Annotated in this window: 13 protein-coding genes and 1 pseudogene; 6 read left to right on the top strand and 8 right to left on the bottom strand. The window is 73.9% G+C overall.

Going from position 1 to position 17,162, the window contains the following annotated elements:
• Together LC193_RS20400 and LC193_RS20395 are read right to left on the bottom strand one after the other, a co-directional pair.
• Positions 1-1,134 carry an acyl-CoA dehydrogenase family protein gene (locus LC193_RS20400; protein WP_226076245.1) on the bottom strand — a complete coding sequence of 378 codons (1,134 nt, stop codon included), beginning with the start codon at positions 1,132-1,134 and terminating at the stop codon, positions 1-3.
• 33 nt (positions 1,135-1,167) lie between these two features.
• Complete coding sequence (locus tag LC193_RS20395; RefSeq protein ID WP_226076242.1) at positions 1,168-2,391, bottom strand: cytochrome P450; 1,224 nt, start codon at positions 2,389-2,391, stop codon at positions 1,168-1,170.
• A 447-nt stretch (positions 2,392-2,838) separates the two neighbouring features.
• Here LC193_RS20395 and LC193_RS20390 point away from each other — a divergent pair, with 447 nt between their 5' ends.
• From LC193_RS20390 to LC193_RS20380, 3 genes are all read left to right on the top strand, one after another.
• The gene (locus LC193_RS20390) at positions 2,839-3,213 is read left to right on the top strand and encodes a peptidase inhibitor family I36 protein (RefSeq protein ID WP_226076241.1); all 375 of its coding nucleotides are present in this window, start codon (positions 2,839-2,841) and stop codon (positions 3,211-3,213) included.
• Positions 3,214-3,432: 219 nt separating this feature from the next.
• Positions 3,433-9,189 (top strand): ATP-binding protein, encoded by a 5,757-nt coding sequence (locus LC193_RS20385; protein ID WP_226076240.1) that lies wholly within the window; start codon positions 3,433-3,435, stop codon positions 9,187-9,189.
• Positions 9,186-10,634 carry a hypothetical protein gene (locus LC193_RS20380; protein WP_226076239.1) on the top strand — a complete coding sequence of 483 codons (1,449 nt, stop codon included), beginning with the start codon at positions 9,186-9,188 and terminating at the stop codon, positions 10,632-10,634. Before LC193_RS20385 ends, LC193_RS20380 begins: the two co-directional genes overlap by 4 nt.
• A 41-nt stretch (positions 10,635-10,675) precedes the next feature.
• On the opposite strand, the gene LC193_RS20375 is transcribed toward LC193_RS20380, so the two are convergent.
• The 4 genes and pseudogenes from LC193_RS20375 to LC193_RS20360 form a co-directional block, all read right to left on the bottom strand.
• Complete coding sequence (locus LC193_RS20375; protein WP_226076238.1) at positions 10,676-11,860, bottom strand: acyl-CoA dehydrogenase family protein; 1,185 nt, start codon at positions 11,858-11,860, stop codon at positions 10,676-10,678.
• 284 nt (positions 11,861-12,144) lie between these two features.
• On the bottom strand, positions 12,145-13,086 hold the full coding sequence (locus LC193_RS20370) for a helix-turn-helix domain-containing protein (RefSeq protein WP_226076236.1): 942 nt from the start codon (positions 13,084-13,086) through the stop codon (positions 12,145-12,147).
• Positions 13,087-13,108: 22 nt separating this feature from the next.
• The gene (locus LC193_RS20365; protein WP_226078799.1) at positions 13,109-13,411 is read right to left on the bottom strand and encodes a Txe/YoeB family addiction module toxin; all 303 of its coding nucleotides are present in this window, start codon (positions 13,409-13,411) and stop codon (positions 13,109-13,111) included.
• Positions 13,408-13,693: pseudogene (locus LC193_RS20360) on the bottom strand (type II toxin-antitoxin system Phd/YefM family antitoxin). Before LC193_RS20360 ends, LC193_RS20365 begins: the two are co-directional and overlap by 4 nt.
• A gap of 24 nt (positions 13,694-13,717) precedes the next feature.
• Here LC193_RS20360 and LC193_RS20355 point away from each other — a divergent pair.
• Complete coding sequence (locus LC193_RS20355) at positions 13,718-13,987, top strand: type II toxin-antitoxin system Phd/YefM family antitoxin (RefSeq protein WP_226076234.1); 270 nt, start codon at positions 13,718-13,720, stop codon at positions 13,985-13,987.
• Positions 13,980-14,243 (top strand): type II toxin-antitoxin system RelE family toxin, encoded by a 264-nt coding sequence (locus LC193_RS20350; protein ID WP_226076233.1) that lies wholly within the window; start codon positions 13,980-13,982, stop codon positions 14,241-14,243. Before LC193_RS20355 ends, LC193_RS20350 begins: the two co-directional genes overlap by 8 nt.
• A 129-nt stretch (positions 14,244-14,372) precedes the next feature.
• Here LC193_RS20350 and ychF read toward each other — a convergent pair whose 3' ends face one another.
• The gene (ychF, locus tag LC193_RS20345; protein WP_226076230.1) at positions 14,373-15,461 is read right to left on the bottom strand and encodes a redox-regulated ATPase YchF; all 1,089 of its coding nucleotides are present in this window, start codon (positions 15,459-15,461) and stop codon (positions 14,373-14,375) included.
• A gap of 152 nt (positions 15,462-15,613) precedes the next feature.
• On the opposite strand from ychF, the gene LC193_RS20340 reads away from it, so the two are divergent.
• Positions 15,614-16,120 (top strand): DUF6542 domain-containing protein, encoded by a 507-nt coding sequence (locus LC193_RS20340; RefSeq protein ID WP_318842172.1) that lies wholly within the window; start codon positions 15,614-15,616, stop codon positions 16,118-16,120.
• Between the two features lie 39 nt (positions 16,121-16,159).
• Here the strand turns inward: LC193_RS20340 and LC193_RS20335 are convergent, their stop codons facing one another.
• Entirely contained in the window at positions 16,160-17,143 is a 984-nt protein-coding gene (locus LC193_RS20335) for a 4-hydroxy-3-methylbut-2-enyl diphosphate reductase (protein ID WP_226076227.1), read from the bottom strand.
• Positions 17,144-17,162 lie beyond the last annotated feature (19 nt).

Genomic DNA, 17,162 nt, shown 5'->3' with positions numbered 1-17,162 from the left:
TCAGCCGATGCGCAGCCGGGAGCCGTGCAGGTAGTCCCGCAGCGGACCGGTCATCCGGGCCCGCGCGGGCGGGTGGAACGCGAGGCCCGCCGCGGCCGAGGCGAGGTAACTGCCCTCGGGCGAACCGATGAACGCCATGCCGCCCAGGGCGGACAGGCACGCGCTCGCGGCGCGCGCGATGACGTCCTGGGCCGCGTACCGGGCGGCGAGCGCGCTCGCCAGCAGCCCTTCCGTCCACTCGGTCGCCTCCATCGCGTACGCGACGGCCTCCACCGCGAGCATCGCCGAGTCGAGGCCGAGGGTGAACGCGGCGGGGTCGTCCTGGCCGCCGCCCGGCGCGGTGACGACCCGTTCCGCCAGGGCTCCCGCGACGCCGAGGTAGGAAGCGGTCACCAGCAGCTCGAACCACAGGAAGCCGTCGATGTTCAGCCGGTCGGGGACGGCCTCCTCCGTGACCTCGGTGACGAACAGCATCCCGGGGTCGACCGCCACGTTCCGCAGCACGACCTCCTCGCTCTCGGTGCCGGCCAGGACCGGGGTGCGCCAGAACGGGCGCACCTCGACCCCCGGCGCGTCGGCTGGCACGACGGCGATGGCCAGGCGCGCGCGGCCGTCGTCGCCCGGCAGGGTGACGGACGCGGCCAGCAGGTCCATGGAACGGGCGAGGCTGCACGGCTTCTTGCTGCCGTCGAGCACCACCCGGCCGCCGGTCTCGCGCCGCGCGGTGATGTGGGGGCGCAGGACGTGCTGGCCCGCGCTGCCCTCGGCGAACCCCGAGGCCACGAGCAGCCGGTCGCGCGCGACGCTCGTCAGCAGCTCGCGCTCCGGGCCGCCCTTGCCCGGGTCCATCCGGGCCAGGGGGGCGACGGAGAGGTGGTGCATGGTGGTGGCCACGGCCAGCGAGGGGCAGCGCGCGCCGAGCGCGCGCTGGACGCGCACCGCCTCCAGCGGTGTGGCGCCGAGCCCGCCGTACTCCTCGGGCACCACGAGGCCGGTGCCCCCGGCCGCGCGGAACGCGGCGATGGCCGGGCTCGGAGCGCGTTCCAGCACGTCGAGCGGGAAGCGGGCGAGTGAGGCGTCGAGCCCGGGGAGCAGGGTGTCGAGGGTGGCACGTTCCGAACGCATGAATCTCATAGGCACTTCCCTTCGGTGAACGGCACCGGGCCGTCAGCCCGCGGTGGCGAGCGGCAGCCGGGCGAACGCGCGCAGGCTGACGGACGCCCGCCGCACGGGCTCGCCCGCGAGGGCGAGCCGCGGGAACCGGCGCACCATCCGGCGCAGCAGCTCGGCCGCCTCGGCGCGCGCCAGGGCGGCGCCCAGGCAGTGGTGCGGCCCGGCGCCGAAGCTGAGCACCTGGCCGCCGGTGCGCCGGACGGCGAAGGTGTCGGGGTCCGGGTGGCGCGCGGGGTCCCGGTTCGCCGCGGTGAGGACGACGGTCACGTTGCCGCCCTCGGGGACCGGCACCCCGCCCACCTCGGCGGGTCCCGAGGCCAGGCGCTCGGTCATGCGGACCGGCGTGTCCCAGCGCAGGGTCTCCTCGACGGCGCCGGCGGCGGCGCCGGGATCCTCGGCGACCAGGCGCAGCTGCCCCGGGTGGGTCAGCAGCGCGTGCACGGCGAGGCCGAGCAGGTGGGCCGTCGTCTCGAACCCGGCGATCAGCACCAGGAGCAGGGTGTCCACCAGCTCCTCCGCCGAGAGCCGGCCGTCGTCGACGTCCCGGACGGCGAGCAGGGCGGACGCCAGGTCGTCGGCGGGCCGGGCGCGACGCTCGCGGACGAGGCCGGCGAAGTAGGAGCGGAGCGCGACCACGGCCTCGTCCGCGCGCCGCCAGTCCTCGGGGGTGCGCACGGGTTCGAGCAGGCGCCCGGCGTCGTGCCCGAACCGGTGGAAGTCCACGCGGTCGCCCGGCGGCACCCCGATCAGGTGGCTGATCACGGCGATGGGCAGCGGATACCCGACCAGCTCCTGGAAGTCGGCCGGGCCGCCGTGCGCCGTGGCGTCGGCGAAGCGGTCGAGCAGGTCGTCGGCGGCGGCCCTGACCGTGGGCAGCAGGGCCGTGACGCCGCGGGCGCTGAGCGCGCCGTTGAGCAGTCGGCGGATGCGGGCGTGCTCGCTGCCGTCCGTGCGCAGCAGGGAGGAGTAGAAGAACTCAGCCGCCGGGTGCTCGCGCCAGCCGGGCAGCGCGCGGTCGCACCAGTCGCGACCCGGCACGCGGAACGCGGGATCGGTCAGGACGGCCTGGCAGTCGGTGAACCGGGTGAGGAAATAGGTGTCGAGGCCGGCGTGGTAGTACACCGGCACCTTGCTCCGCAGGGCGGCGAATGCCGGATGGGGGTTGTCCCGCCCCTGCGGGGTGAATATCGAGAAAATCAGCGATTCCGGGTCCGTCATACAAGCCCCTCCCGACACGTCACCCCTGATGACAGTGTGGCCCGAGCGCGCTCCCGACAGAGATTATCCGACGGCGAGACAGCGCGACCATACGGCGAAGAGGAAAAACGACGGGAATTCAATAAGAGATTTAATCGGATCATCGAAAGGGGGGTGCGCACGCCCCTCCTTTCCCGGCGTTCCCGGCGTTCACGGCGCGCGATTCCCACCGGGCGCGGCGGCCACCCGCCCGCACCAGCCGACCGCGACACCTGACCGGGAGGTCACCCGCGCGGGTGACCTCGGAATTCCCGCCAAGGCGTCAAACACCCATATCGGCACAGGAGTTGCGGCAATCGCGCCCACGGGCCGCGACCGCGGGCCCCTGGCCGACCCGTACACGTCACTCCTAGCCTTTGCTCGCACACACGGCGTCACTACGGGCGGCCGGGAACAGAGGAGACCACCATGGGCATCCGGAGCATCACCTCACGTCTGTGGGCCGCGGGAGCGGCACTGACCTTCGCGGCGGCGACCGCCTCCCTGACCGCGCAGCCCGCGGTCGCCGATTCGAGCCAGTGCTCCAGCGGCCACTTCTGCGTCTGGGAGCACTCCAGCTACACCGGCCGCTTTCTCCAGTCCACCGGCTCGGTGTCCAACGTCGGCAACAACATGAACGACCGCATGACCTCCTACTGGAACCGCACCAACAGGACCGTCAGCGTCTACGAGCACTCGGGCCACACGGGGTGCATGTTCTCCATCGCCCCGGGCAAGTCCGAGGCCGCCGTCGCCTCGCACTACAACGACAAGATGACCAGCTTCAAAATGGGCTCCTGCTGACCGCGCCGGCCGGTCCGTGCCGCCCGGGAGGCACGGACCGGCCCGCGTGGCCACACACCGCCCCATGGGCACGAAAGTGCGAATCCGCGGCGCTCGCCGCCTCCCGGCCCGCCCTGACCCGGGGTCCGCCGCCCCCGGCGTTCCTCCGCGTCCCCCACGGCCGGTGCGGCGCCCACCGCCGGACTTGGTCCCCACGGAGCGGTCTGGCAGTATCCCGCCATGGCGAGGGCGGGCGGGAGTTTGAAGGCCTGGTTGGCCGGGCTCGACGACGTAGAGCTGCGTGAACTGGTCCTGATACCCGGCCCCCTGCCCCAGTGGGCCAGGATCTCCCTCCGCGGCCCGCACCCGCGCGTGGGCCGCCGCGAACTGCTCGCGGCCCGCGCGTGGCTGAGCCGGGCCCATCCGCGCGACCTCAAGCCCGTGGCCGACGCGGCGGCCCGCCACGCCGAGCACCTCTGGGCCCATCGGACGGGGGAACGCCCGGCCGCTCCCGCCGGGCCGGACCTGGACGCCCTCGAAGCGATGGCCGCGTCCATGCCCCCGGTGCTTGCCCGGCTCACCCTGTACTCCCTGCTGCTTGCGGACGGCACCCCCGCGCAGCCGCTGACCGAGCGGCACTGGGACCGGCTGCTCGACGCCGCGGACCGGCCCGGCGCCGACTGGGCCGCCGTGCCCGACGACCACCACCACGCCCACACCCCCGGCACGGGCCCGGTCGGCCAGGTGGCCGACGCGGACGCCCCGCCGCGGCCACGCGACACGGGAGGCACCGTGACGAACGAGCAGGCCGAGGGCGCGGAGGCCGCCCCCCGCCCCGTCGCGGGCGCGGCCGGGACCCCGGGCGGCCCGGCCGGGGCCGCGGCCGCGCTGCGCGCCCGCGCCACGGCGTTCGCCGACGTGCTGCGCGCCGCCGCGGACCGGGTCTCCGCGGGGTTCCCGCTGCCCGGCGCCGTCGCCGAGGAGGCCGCCGCATGGGCGCGGGAGCGCGAGGCCGTGGCCGGCCTGGTGCGGGGCGCGGGAGGCGACTGGGCCGCGGACCAAGGTTTCGGCACGCTCCAGGACGTCGTGGACGCGCTCGAACGGGAACAGGAGCGGGAGGCCGAGCGCAGGGAGCGCCTCGCCACACTCGACCGGCAACGGCAGGACCTGCTGCGCGTGCTGGAGCAGGCCGAGCAGAGCGGCGGCGGCGCCTACACGGAATCCCTGCGCGCGACGGTGCGGACGCTCGGCGCCGACATCGCGGAACTGGCCGCCGGCGTCCGCCCCGGCCCCGAGGAGCCGGCGGTGCCGGCCCCGAGGGCCGCGGCCGACGGCGGCCGGTCCCGGCCACCGGCCGAACAGCCGCCCCGGGCCCCGGCGCAGGCCGAGGCCGCCGCCGGGGCCGCGGCGCCCGCGCCGCAGGACCCGCCCGCGCGACCCCACCGGCCCGCGCGGGAGCCGGCGCCGGGCCGCGGCACGGACAGCACGGCACCCGCCGCGCCCGCGCGGGAGCCGGCCGAGCCCGGGCACGCGGAGGCGCCGGCGCGCACCCCGGACCCCGGACCGCCCGCCGCCGCCCCGCCGCACGCCGCGGATGACCCCGTTCCCGCGCCGCGCGCGGAGCCGGTGCTGCCCTGGTACGGGCCCGCGGACGGGACCGGCGGCGGCGCTCCCACCGCCTCCCCCGTCGAACGGCTCGTGAGCGCGGGCCGCTTCCAGGAGTCCTACTGGCTGACCGCGGCGTCCGACGAACCCGCGCACCGGGCGGAGTGCCTGGCGTTCGCCGACGCCGCCTTCTCCTGCGACACGCCCGAGGACGCGACGCCCGTGATGACCCGGTTCGCGCCCGACCTGGAGAGCGTGCAGGGCGACCGGCCCGCCCTGGTCCTCGCGGCCGTCGCCTCCGTCCGCGCCGGGCTGATCGTCGGCTGGCCGAACGACCTGCTGCTCCAGACGGACCCCTGCGCCTCCCTCTCCGGCCCGTGGAGCCGGCTGCTGCGCTGCGCCATCGACGTACTGCGGCAGTACCAGCGCGCGGACCCGGCCACGCTGTCCCTGGGCACGGAGACGGGCCCGACCCTGACCCGTTCCGCACTCGCCGACGAGGCGGAACGGCTGCGGGTCGACCTGCCGAAGCGCAAGATCGGCTATGCGCGGGCCACCCAGGTGCAGAACCTGCTGATGCGCCCGGAGCAGCCGCTGGGGCGCGCGCTCGAAGCCGTCAGGCTCTGGGCGTCCGGCCGGGCGGACGCCTCCGTGCTCGACGAGGCGCAGGCGCCCTTCCGGAAACGGGACTCCTTCGAACGCGTCATCGAGGAGGCCGACGCGGCGATCCGCACCCCCAAGCAGGCCAAGGAGCCCATCGAGGCCAAGGCCAAGCGCTCCCTGCTCAGCCGGATCGACCAGGTCGTCTCGCTCCTTTCCAGGGCCCGCGCCCTCGCCGCGCCGGGCGTCGAGGAGCGCAGCGACACCGTCACCGCTCTGGGCCACGCGCTCGCGAAGGTGCGCGACCTGCCGCCGCCCCGGGGCGTCGAGGGGGCGGCGCTGCTGTGCCTGCGGCGCTGGCTGGCCGGCGAGGGCCGTCCGCCCGTGTCCCGGCGGGTGCCCGAGGCCACCGACGAGCGCGGTCAGCCGCTCCCGGACGCCGGTCTCGTCCCCGGCGCGGAGGCGCTCCTGGCCGCGGCGGACCTGCCCAGGACGCCGGGCGGCGCGCCCGACCCGGGGGCGCCCGGCTTCTTCCGTGCGGTGCTGTCGCTGCTTGAGCCGGTGGACGCGGCCGGTGTCGCGGGCGCCTACGCCGAGCGGGGAGACCTGCACCTCGCGGACGCCCTGGTCGACGCCCTGGAACAGGGGCTCGTGCCAGCGGCCGGCGCCGGCCCCGAGGCGCTGCCCTCGGACTGGCGGGCCCGGCGTGACGCGCAGTGGGCCCGTTGGGCGAACGTGCGGGCGGAGACCCACCGCGTCGCCGCGGGGCTGCTCGCCGAGCTGCGCACCCAGAGCCTCGATCTGGTGAGCGAGCAGCACCTGGTGAGCCGGCTCGAACGCCTGGAGCGGCCGGCGCCGGACGGCGCGTTCCGGTCCACGGTGGACGCCATCCGCCGGCTTGAGGAGGAGCTGCGGGACCGGGTCCACGCGTACGTGCGGCGGCTGCGCGAGCAGCTCGATGCCCTGCCCCTCACCGAGGCGGACCGCAAGCGGCTGTTCGCCCTGCTGGAGACGGGCGACACGGTCACGGCCGAGGAGTGCCTGGCGCTGCTGCGCAAGGGGGACGTCCTGCCGGGGTGGAGCGGCACGGAACACAGCACGGACGACCTGGAGCGGTTCGTGGCCGGCCTCGACTCCGTCACGCCGGTGAAGGCGGGCCAGCAGGGCTTCTCCGCAGTGCCGTGGGCCGAGCACTACGCGGACGGCCAGCCGCTGACGGAGGCGGCGGCGGTCGGCCTCCACTCCTGGGACGCGCTCAGCAAGCCGTCCACCCGCGGCAGCGAGTGGCAGAAGCACGTGCCGACCGTGCTGCGGCTGCTCGGCCTGGAGGGCCAGAAGACGCCGGCCCGCGACGACAGCCGCCAGTTCCGCGGCACCCTCAGACTGACGGCGAAACTGCGCGCGAGCGAGAGTGCGCCCGGGTACGTCGCGGAACTCGGGTCGACGGCCACGACGTACACGGTCCTGGTGGTGTCGGACGAGCAGCGCGGGCGCAGTCCTCTGGAACTGCTCGACCGCAGCGACGCCGGGGCGTGCGTCATCCTCTACCTGTACCCGCTGGGCATGGCGGGCCGCCGGGCGATGGCCGTGCGCGCGCGGGCCTCGGCGCAGCAGGCGCTGGTCGTGGACCCCGCCGTGCTCGGGTGGGTCGCGGCGCGCTCGCCCCGCTCGTTCCGCGCCCTCCAGCGCGTGACGCTGCCCTGGACCGGGTTCAACCCGTACACCCCCTTCGTGGCCGGGCTCGTCCCGCCGGAGGTCTTCTACGGCCGGACCCGGGAGATCGCCGCGGTCACGGACCGGCTGGGGGCTCTCTTCCTGTACGGCGGACGCCAGTTGGGCAAGTCCGCGCTGCTGCGGAAGGTGGAGGCCGATTTCCCCTCGACCCCCGACCACAAGGCGGTCTACCTGGACCTGAAGGCGCGCGGGGTGGGCGAGGCGGAACCGGCGGAACGCGTCTGGCCGGTGCTGGCCACGGAGCTCAAGCGCGTCGGGGTGCTGGGCCCCAAGGTGTCCGCGGCGGGCTCCCCCGACGTGCTCCTCGAACAGGTCCGCCGCTGGCTTGAGGAGAACCGCGAACGGCGCGTGCTGGTCCTCGCCGACGAGGCGGACGCCTTCCTGACCGCGGACTCCAAGTCGGTCCGCGGCAGCGGGGGCGAGGGCACGTTCGCCAACGTGGCCCGGCTCAAGGGGCTGATGGACAGCACCGACCGGCGTTTCAAGGTGGTCTTCGCCGGCCTGCACCAGGTGCAGCGGTTCAGCCGGCTCTCCAACATCCCCCTGGCGCACGGCGGCGAGGAGCTGATCGGCCCGCTCAAGCCGGCCGAGGCGCAGCGCCTCGTGGTCGAGCCGATGGCGGCCTTCGGTTACCGCTTCGAACGCCCCGAGCTGGTCTGGCGGGTGCTGGCCGCGACCAACTACCAGGCGTGCCTGGTGCAGATCTTCTGCGAGCGCCTGGTCACCGCGCTGCGGGACAAGCCGCTCGGCTCGGCGCAGTGGCCGGTCACGGTCACCGAGGAGGACGTCCGCACGGTGGCGGGCTCGCCCGAGGTGCACCGGCACATCGCGGAGCGGCTGCGGCTGACCATCAACCTGGAGGACAGGTACCGGGTCCTCGCGCTGGTGATCGCCCTGCGCAGCCAGGCCGACGGCTTCCGGCACGGCTACGACGCCGACGAACTCCTCAACGAGGCCAAGCGGAACTGGCCGGAGGGCTTCCGCCGGCTGACCGCGAGCGACGTGCGGATCTACCTGGAGGAGATGGTGGGGCTCGGCCTGCTGATCCAGCAGGCCGACCGCCGGCACTACGCGGTGCGCAGCCCCAACGTGGTGCACATGCTCGGGACCCGCAAGGATCTCGAACTGGAGCTGCGGCAGACCGAGTTCAGCCTGCCCTACGACTACAACCCGCGGTTCTCCCGGCGGCTGCTCGGGTCCGGCGAACGGTCCGGCACGCACCGGTACAGCCCGCTCACCGAGCAGCAGCTGTACGAGGCGACCAGTCCGGGGCTCAGCCTGGTCTGCCTGACGAAGGCCCACGGCCCCGAGCTGATGGAGCCGGCGATCCGCTCCTACGCGGACGCGCGGGGCCTGACCGTGCACACCGCCGCCCCGGACACGCTCGTGGACGTGCTGACCGCCGACACGCGGGGCAAGGGCCCCAGCGTGGTCTTCGCCGACCTGCGGTACTGCGGCATGGAAACGCTCGAACAGACCCTGGACCGGCTGCACCAGCACACGGTGCGCGGCAAGGCGGCGCCGCCGCGGGCGGGCGTCGTTCTGATCGATCCGCGGGCGCAGGACGTGCTCAGGGACGAACGGGTGACCCGGGTACTGCGGCCGGAGCGGTGGAACGCCGACAGCCTGCGGGCCTGGCCCGAGTGCCCGTTCGACACCCCGGACAAGCGGCGCCTGCTGATGGAGGCGACCGGCGGCTGGCCCAGCCTCGTGGAACGCACCGTCGACTACGCCACCCGGGGCGGGTTCACCCTGGAGGCCGCCCTGGAGGCGATCCAGGCCCAGTGCGCCAAGGCGGAAGTCGCCCGCACCCATCTCGACCGGGTCGAACTCACCCCGGAGATGCGGAGTCTCCTGGCCACCTGGGTGGCGTACCTGGAACCGGGCCAGGGCAGCAACCACGGGGACATCGCCGCCGTGACCGACCTGGAGCTGGCCCAGGCGGCCTCGTTCACCGACCGGCTCGCCGACTACGGCGTGCTGGACGACGGCGAGGACGGGTACGCGCTCGACCTCGTCACCTTCCGCGCGCTCACCACGGCGGGCAAGGCGCCGTGATCGGCGCGTCGGCCGCCGACGAGGTCCTCCTGCCGGGGGTCAGGGTGTGGCTCGGCCGCCTGCTCGCCGATCTGGACAACGGCCGCAGCTGCCTGTGGCTGCTGCCCCGGAAGGTGCTGGACGACCGGGGCCGGGCCGACCGGCTGCTCGACGACGTGCTGCACGAACTCTCCGACTTCGTGCTGGTGCCGCCGGACGCGCCCCCGGCCCGGGACCCCGCGCGTTCCCTGGCACCGGCCCGGCCGCCCGCCCCCGGCCGGTGGTCGGGCCTGGCCCCCGTGCCTGACTCCGACGACGGATTGCCGGACCTGCCCGCGCCCGCAGTGCGCTTGGCGCCCTCGGCGCACGACGAGCCCGAGCCGCCTCGGCCGCCCGGCCCTGCGGAGGCACTGGCGGGCCTGCTCGAACGGCTGGCCGATGAGCTCCGCTTCACCGGCCGGGCGGCCACAGGCCCTGACCCGACGGGCGACGTGCTGGCCCGGCTCACCGGCGGCAGCAGCGGCACCGCGGAGACCCGGCCCGTGGTCGTCAGGGCCTGGCGCGAGCCGGTGCCGTCCGCCGCCGCCCATCTGCTGCGGCGGCTGGTGGCCACGGCGAAGGAGGCCGGCCTCCCCCCGCGGCGCCGGCCCAGGGCGCTCGTCGTGGCCTCCACCGACGACCTGCCGACGGGGCTGCCAGACCAGCTGGCCCGAGAAGACATCGCGGTGCACTGGTGGTGGGGAACCACGGGCCGCCTCGACACCGCCACGGTCGTCGCGCTGGCGCGCCCGCTCCTGGCCGCCACGACGGAACGGCAGCGCGTGCACGAGGCGGTCGCGCGGGCCACGATCACCGAAGTGTGCGGCCCGTTCCTCGACGTGGCCGCCGCACTGGCCCGCAGGTGGCGGGACGGCAGCCCGGAGACCCTGGCGCCGGCGCTGCACGACCTGCTCGCCGACCACCCGGAGCCGGCGGCCCTCCCGCCGCACCGGGCCCAGGGCGGCCACCGCCCCGACGAGAGCCTGCTCGCCGCCTGGAACGCGGGCACGGTCGACAGCTGGGACGGCAGCCTCCGCCGCCACCCGGCCCACGACCTCGCGCACGGGCAGACGGTGGCCGCCAGGGTGTGGCTGGCGCAGAACCACGTGCTGCTGCCGCTGCTCGACGACGCCAGGGACCAGCTCACCGCGACGGTCCGGCTGCGCGCACGCGTTCCCCTGGCCCGGCTCGCCCAGGACTACGGTCCGCGCCGCGAGCCCGGCACGGCACCCGAACCCGCGGGTTCCGCCGTCGACTTGATGGAGCTCGGCGGGATGTGGAGCGCCCACTGCGACGGCGCCGTCGCTCTCACCGCCACCGAGCGCCGCCGCCTGCGCACCCTGCGCCAGGCCAGGAACCGGCTCGCCCACCGCGACCACCTCGACGGTGCGCAGCTCCAGCGCCTGGTCGAGGAGTTGTGCTCCTGACCGCGGCGGTCCCGGTGGCCCGTGCCCGCCCGTCGCCGCGGTCACGGGCGCGGCATGTCGGGCCCGAGTCCGAGCAGCAGCCGGCCCTGGACCTCCGGCCCGAAGCCGTCCCTGAAGAAGGGATGCAGCGCGAAACCCTCGATGTCGCGGAAGAACCGCTGGAGCGGCACGTCGCGATGGATCACCGAGGGGCCGCTCTCCCGGTAGAGGATCTCCACGGCCTCCCTGGCCAACTGCGCCGCGTACACCGCCTCGCCGTGCACCGTCGCGGCCTCCTCCGGTGTCGGCTGCTCGCCGGCGTCCGCCCGCGCCTGGAGCACCGGGGCCCAGCGGTCCATCAGGGCCCCGGCGGCTGTGATCCGGTGGGCGGCCGAGGCCACCCGGATCTGCGTCAACGGGTGCCCGGCCCGGTCGTCGCGCGGCGCGGCGGCGCCCCCGCCCGGGTGGCCGGGGCCGGCGAGGAACAGGTCGAGCGCGCCCCGGGCGATGCCGAAGAACGCCGCCGACATCTTGGCGGCGATCAGGGGCGTCACACCGTAGTCGCGGCCCACGGCGGCGGCCCTCGCGCGTCCCGGCACCGCCAGCCCCCGCATGACGCCGCCGGGCACCACCCGGTGCGCCGGAACGAACAGGTCCTCGGCCGTGGACGTCGAGCTGCCGGTGCCGCAGCCCGCGGAGGTGTGCCAGTCGTCGGCGACGGAGAACTCCGACATCGGGACGGCGGCGATCACCGTCTCGCGCGAGCCGTCCGGCTGCTCAAGGGAAGTCGACATCAGGTTCCAGTCGGCGCCGCGGCAGCCGGTGTTGAAGCGCCAGCTGCCGTTGAGCACGAACCCGTCCCTCACGGGCGTGATCGAGCCCCTGGGGGCGGGGGCGACCCCGGACACCCGCACGGAGGGCCGGGCGAAGATCTCCTTCCGCACCTCGTCGGGGAACAGGGTCGCCAGCCAGGTCGTGTACACCCACACCGTCACCGCCCAGCCCGTCGACGAGCAACCGCGGCTGACCTCGGCGAGGATGCGCAGGCGGTCGGCCAGGGGAAGCTCAAGGCCCCCGAAGCGGACCGGCGTGACGATGCGGAACACGCCGGCCTCCTCAAGCAACGCGATGCTCTCGTCGGTCAGCCAGCGCCGCTCCTCGACTTCCCCGCCGATGGCGCGAAGTCGCGGAACGGCGGCGGAGACCGCGCGCAGGACGGCGTCCCCACCGATGGAAGCAGTGGCCATGAGGGCTCCTCACCATGAGCGCTGCGAGAAGAACGGGTGGTCGGCGGCCCCCGGAGCGATACGCCGGGCATGCGACGAGCCGCGGCCCGCGCGGCGTGGACCACGGGCGGCGTCGACTCGCGGGAGGGAGCGGGGAGCACGCGACGCCGGCGGCGCCGACGTCCTGTCGCACATTGCCTTACTGCGTCGGGCACCACCCATGCGGTCGCGCGGCACCGTTCACGCAGAGGAGCGAATCCGACATCTCCCTTGACGACACGGCCCGCGCACACGACCGGTCATGGTCAGCTCGCGGAGGCGTCCCGGGCGTGGGCGCGGAGCGCGGCGATCAGCCATTCGAACGCCGGTACCCGCGGCGGCATCGGCGGCCGGCCGTGGAGCACGCCGAGCAAGTGCCAGTACCGTTCCACCCGCCGGTCGGTGAACGTGGCCAACCGGTCCGCCAGCTCCACCCGTTCCTCCGCGGACAGCTCCGGGCCGATGAGGCGGCCGAGAATCTCCCCGCCCGCCGCCGACTCGGGGGCGACGCCGTCGCGCACCGCGCCCCCGGCGTGCTCCGCGATCCGCTCCGGGTCGGGGCCCTGAGGCTGCTGCTCACCGCCTCGGGCACCGGCCACGGCCATCTCGCGAGTGCGCTGCCGGAAACCCTCGTCGCCGACCAATTCGGCCAGCTCCACCCAGGCTTCGACCTGTTCGGGGCCGGGGTCGGCGGGCAGCTCCGTCGGCAGGGCGCTCATCGCCTCGGCCAGGTGGGCACCGGGGGCGTGCGGATCCACTCCCTCGAAGACCTCGCTGACGAACGCGTCGATGACCCGCTGCCGTTCCTCGGCGGACATCCGGGCCAGTTTGTTCATGAGTCTCAGCTCCTCGGTCGTGCTGCCACTTCGAACGACCCACCGCAGCACCGCGCGCCGCACCTGGAGCATCCGGATCTCCGCGTCCAGCGCGCGCAGATGGGCCGCCGCCACGTCGCGCACCGTGGCCTGCCGCGCCAGCACCCGGCGCACCATGGCCAGGTCCAGGCCCAGCTCGCGCAGGGTACGGACCAGTTCGAGCCGGGCGACGGCTCCGGTGTCGTAGAGCCGGTAGCCGCCCGTCGAGCGATCGGCCGGGGCCACGAGGCCGCTGTCGGACCAGAACCGGATCGTGCGCACCGAAAGGCCGGTGCGGCGGGCGAGCTCACCGATGGTGAAAAGCTCGGTGTCGTCGTTCACGGTGTCCACCATCGACCCTCCAGCCGGTGGAGACTCAAGCCCCCGCCGACCCGCCGCGGGCCACCCGGCCCGCACTGGCCACCGCACGGCGAGCCGCGCGGGCCATGATGATGATCTCCCGGTCCGTGACGAGACGGGCGAGGCGATGTTCGTCATCGATCCGCCGCGACCACGCCCCGGGCCGGTGGTACTTCAGCGGCTCGGGTTGGCCCATCCCGGTGAACGGGTCCCGCAGGACGTCCTCGATGAGCTTGTTGATACGGGCGAGCACCTCGCGGTCGTTCCTGAGCCAGGACGTGTAGTCCTCCCAGCCGCCCCCTTCGAGGACGAGCCTCACTCGGCGCCCTTCTCGGCACCCGGCGCGTCGGAATCGATGAGTTCTCGCGCGGAGAGCCCCATGCCACCGAGCGCGTTCTCGTACGCCTAGCAGTCGGCGGGCGTTCGCCGGCGAGCGCAACAGGGAGGAGCCCTCACGCAGGGCGGCGTAGTCCTCAGCCGAGACGAGTACGGCGTTCCCGTGCTCGGAGACGATCTCGATGGCCACGTGATCGCCGTTGACCTTCTTGATCAACGGGAAGAGAGCCTCACGCGCCTCGCTTGGGACGCGTTGTGTACACATGGGTCACTCGGTACGCTTGGGCGCATGACGCAGCCGCTGCCCATAGAGTCCATCCGCGATGTGCGTGCCCACCTCGCCGAGGTCGTGGAGCGCGCCGATCGCGACGACGTACCCACAGTGATCACGCGCCGGGGCAAGGAAGTCGCCGCCGTCGTCTCCATCGAGGTACTGCGCAGGTACCAGGAGTGGGAAGAGCGCGAGATCAACCGCATCATCGACGAGCGCATGGCCAACCCCGCACCTGGCGTCCCGATCGAGGACGTCATGAGGGAGACACTGGCACGCGGTGAGTGAGTACCGAACCGTCTTCCGCCCCGAGGCACAGGCTGAGCTTCGGAAGATTCCCCGCGACATGGCGCTGCGCATCCTGGCCAAGCTGACCGAGTTGGAGACCGACCCCCTGGGCTTCAACACCACCGCGCTCGTGTCCCAGCCCGAACGGCGCCGCCTGCGCGTCGGCGACTACCGCGTCGTCTACACCATCGACAACGGAGAACTGGTGGTCTGGGTCGTTCACGTGGGACACCGGTCCACCGTTTACGACACCTGATCGCCGCTGACCACACGGCAGAACGTCACCCATCCAGCACGGTGACGGCCAAGGGGCCGGACTCGACAGAGCCCGACCCCTTCCGACGTCCACCTTCGACTCAAGGCCTGACGTACGGCGAGCACGCGACTACACGTTGAAGCGGAACTCCACCACGTCGCCGTCGCGCATCACGTAGTCCTTGCCCTCCATGCGCGCCTTTCCGCGGGCGCGGGCCTCGGCGACCGAGCCGGCGTCCATCAGGTCGTCGAACGAGATCACCTCGGCCTTGATGAAGCCCTTCTGGAAGTCGGTGTGGATCACTCCGGCCGCCTCGGGCGCGGTGGCGCCCTTCTTGATCGTCCAGGCCCGCGCTTCCTTGGGGCCCGCGGTCAGGTACGTCTGGAGGCCGAGGGTGCCGAAGCCGACGCGCGCCAGGGTGGCGAGACCGGGTTCGGTCTGCCCGACGGTCTGGAGCAGTTCGAGCGCCTCGTCCTCGTCCAGCTCGGCCAGATCGGCCTCCAGCTTCGCGTTCAGGAAGATCGCCTCCGCGGGGGCGACCAGCGCGCGCTGCTCCTCCTTGAACGCCTCGTCGACCAGCTCGTCCTCGTCCACGTTGAACACGTAGAGGAACGGCTTCACGGTCAGCAGGTGCAGCTCGTGCAGCGGCTCGGCACGTTCCGTGCCCTGGGCGATGCCCGCGGAGAACAGGGTGCGGCCCTCCTCAAGGATGGCCTTGGCCTCCTCGACGGCCTGGACGACCGGCTGCCTGTCCTTCTTGATCCTGGCCTCCTTCTGGAGCCTGGGCAGCACCTTCTCCACGGTCTGGAGGTCGGCGAGGATCAGTTCGGTGTCGATCGTCTCGATGTCGCTCTTGGGCGAGACCTTGCCGTCCACGTGCACCACGTTCTCGTCGTGGAAGGCGCGGATGACCTGGCAGATCGCGTCCGACTCACGGATGTTGGCCAGGAACTTGTTGCCCAGCCCCTCGCCCTCGCTCGCGCCGCGGACGATGCCCGCGATGTCGACGAAGTCGACGGTGGCCGGCAGGACGCGCTGGGACTCGAAGACTTCCGCCAGCCGCGCGAGCCGCGCGTCCGGGACGCCCACGACGCCGATGTTGGGCTCGATCGTGGCGAACGGATAGTTGGCCGCGAGCACGTCGTTCTTGGTCAGGGCGTTGAAGAGGGTCGACTTGCCGACATTGGGCAGGCCGACGATACCGATCGTGAGCGACACGTGAGACTTCCCGGGACGAAGAGGCGGGCTGGGGCCGGTCTCCCAGTCTACGGGCGCCGCGACGGCGCACCGGCGGCCCGGGCGGACAGTCATACGGGCCGCAGGCGTGTCCATGCCCTCCTACCCCGCGGGCCCCGGCTTACCGTGGGACCGTGGAACACACTACGCACACAACCCGTCACGCACGGCGCCCGCCGGCCGTGGTGCGGACGCGGGTGCCCCGCCCGGCGGGCCACCCGGCGGCACGGCCGGGGCCGCGCCCGCGGCGGCGGCTTCCCCGGCCGCGGCTCACGGGCCTCGGCTGCGGTGTGCTGGCCACGGTGACCATGGTGGCGGCGGGCCGGCTGTGCCACCTGCTGGGCGGCGCGCCCACCCTCTACGGGGTGGTGTTCGTCGCCGCGTCGGTCGCCGCCGCGGTCTGGGTCAGGCCCGCCGACCTGGTCTGCGCGCCGATCGCGGCACCCATCGCGTTCGCCGCGGGGCTCCTGCTCTCCGCCGGGCCTGCGGACACCGTGGCGCAACTGGCGCTGCGCGCGCCGTGGGTGTTCCTCGGCACACTGGCCGCGGTGGCGATCACCGCGGTGCGCAAAGGGCTCCACCTGCTGCGCCGGAGGTTCGGCCGGCGCGGCTCAGGGCGGGGCCGGCGGCCCGGCCGCTGAACGCCCCGGACCGCCCCGGCCCCTCGCGGGCGCCCTCCGTCAGTCGCGGACCTTCGCCGCGGCCTCCGCGCGCAGATCGCGGCGCAGTTCCTTCGGGAGCGAGAACTGGATGTGCTCCCGCATCGGCTGAACGACCTCCACGTCCTCGAAGCCCCGTTCCGCGAGCCAGGCGAGCGCGCCGTCGACCAGGACCTCGGGCACGGACGCGCCGGACGAGAGACCCACGGTGGCCACTCCGTCGAGCCACGCCTCGTCGATCTCCTCGGCGTTGTCCACGAGGTACGCCGCGCCCGCGCCCGCGCCCAGGGCGACCTCGACCATGCGGGCGGAGTTCGACGAGTTCTTCGAGCCGACGACGAGCACGAGGTCGGCGTCGGCCGCGACCTGCTTGATGGCGGTCTGGCGGTTCTGCGTGGCGTAGCAGATGTCGTCGCTCGGCGGGCTGACCAGCTGCGGGAAGCGCTGCTTCAGCGCGTCGACGGTCTCCATCGTCTCGTCGACGGACAGCGTGGTCTGGGAGAGCCAGACGACCTTGGACGGGTCGCGGACCTCGACGCCCGCGACGTCGTCGGGGCCGTCGACCAGGGTGATGTGCTCGGGGGCCTCGCCGCTGGTGCCGATGACCTCCTCGTGGCCCTCGTGCCCGATGAGGAGGATGTCGTAGTCCTCCTTGGCGAACCTGACGGCCTCCTTGTGGACCTTGGTGACCAGCGGGCAGGTCGCGTCGATGGTGGCGAGCCGCCCGCGTTCCGCCTCCTTGTGCACCTCGGGCGAGACGCCGTGCGCGGAGAAGATGACGATCTCGCCCTCCGGCACCTCGGAGGTCTCCTCGACGAAGACGGCGCCCTTCTTCTCCAGGGTGCGGACCACGTACTTGTTGTGCACGATCTCGTGGCGGACGTAGACGGGCGGGCCGTACTGTTCGAGGGCGCGCTCGACAGCTATGACGGCGCGGTCCACTCCCGCGCAGTATCCGCGGGGCGCGGCGAGCAGGACACGGCGGCGGTCGGTGTCGTTGGCCATGGGCCCATCGTAAGGGTGC

The organism is Streptomyces marincola (assembly GCF_020410765.1).
In the GTDB taxonomy this organism is placed as follows: Bacteria; Actinomycetota; Actinomycetes; order Streptomycetales; family Streptomycetaceae; genus Streptomyces; species Streptomyces marincola.
Note: the sequence above shows the minus strand (reverse complement) of the source record. Positions and strands in the feature narration are given on the sequence as shown.

Excerpts from the sequence above, each read along its gene's own strand:
- LC193_RS20400 (WP_226076245.1), bottom strand. The coding sequence starts at position 1,134 with ATGAGATTCATGCGTTCGGAACGTGCCACCCTCGACACCCTGCTCCCC.
- LC193_RS20395 (WP_226076242.1), bottom strand. The coding sequence starts at position 2,391 with ATGACGGACCCGGAATCGCTGATTTTCTCGATATTCACCCCGCAGGGG.
- LC193_RS20390 (WP_226076241.1), top strand. The coding sequence starts at position 2,839 with ATGGGCATCCGGAGCATCACCTCACGTCTGTGGGCCGCGGGAGCGGCA.
- LC193_RS20385 (WP_226076240.1), top strand. The coding sequence starts at position 3,433 with ATGGCGAGGGCGGGCGGGAGTTTGAAGGCCTGGTTGGCCGGGCTCGAC.
- LC193_RS20375 (WP_226076238.1), bottom strand. The coding sequence starts at position 11,860 with ATGGCCACTGCTTCCATCGGTGGGGACGCCGTCCTGCGCGCGGTCTCC.
- LC193_RS20370 (WP_226076236.1), bottom strand. The coding sequence starts at position 13,086 with ATGGTGGACACCGTGAACGACGACACCGAGCTTTTCACCATCGGTGAG.
- LC193_RS20355 (WP_226076234.1), top strand. The coding sequence starts at position 13,718 with ATGACGCAGCCGCTGCCCATAGAGTCCATCCGCGATGTGCGTGCCCAC.
- LC193_RS20335 (WP_226076227.1), bottom strand. The coding sequence starts at position 17,143 with ATGGCCAACGACACCGACCGCCGCCGTGTCCTGCTCGCCGCGCCCCGC.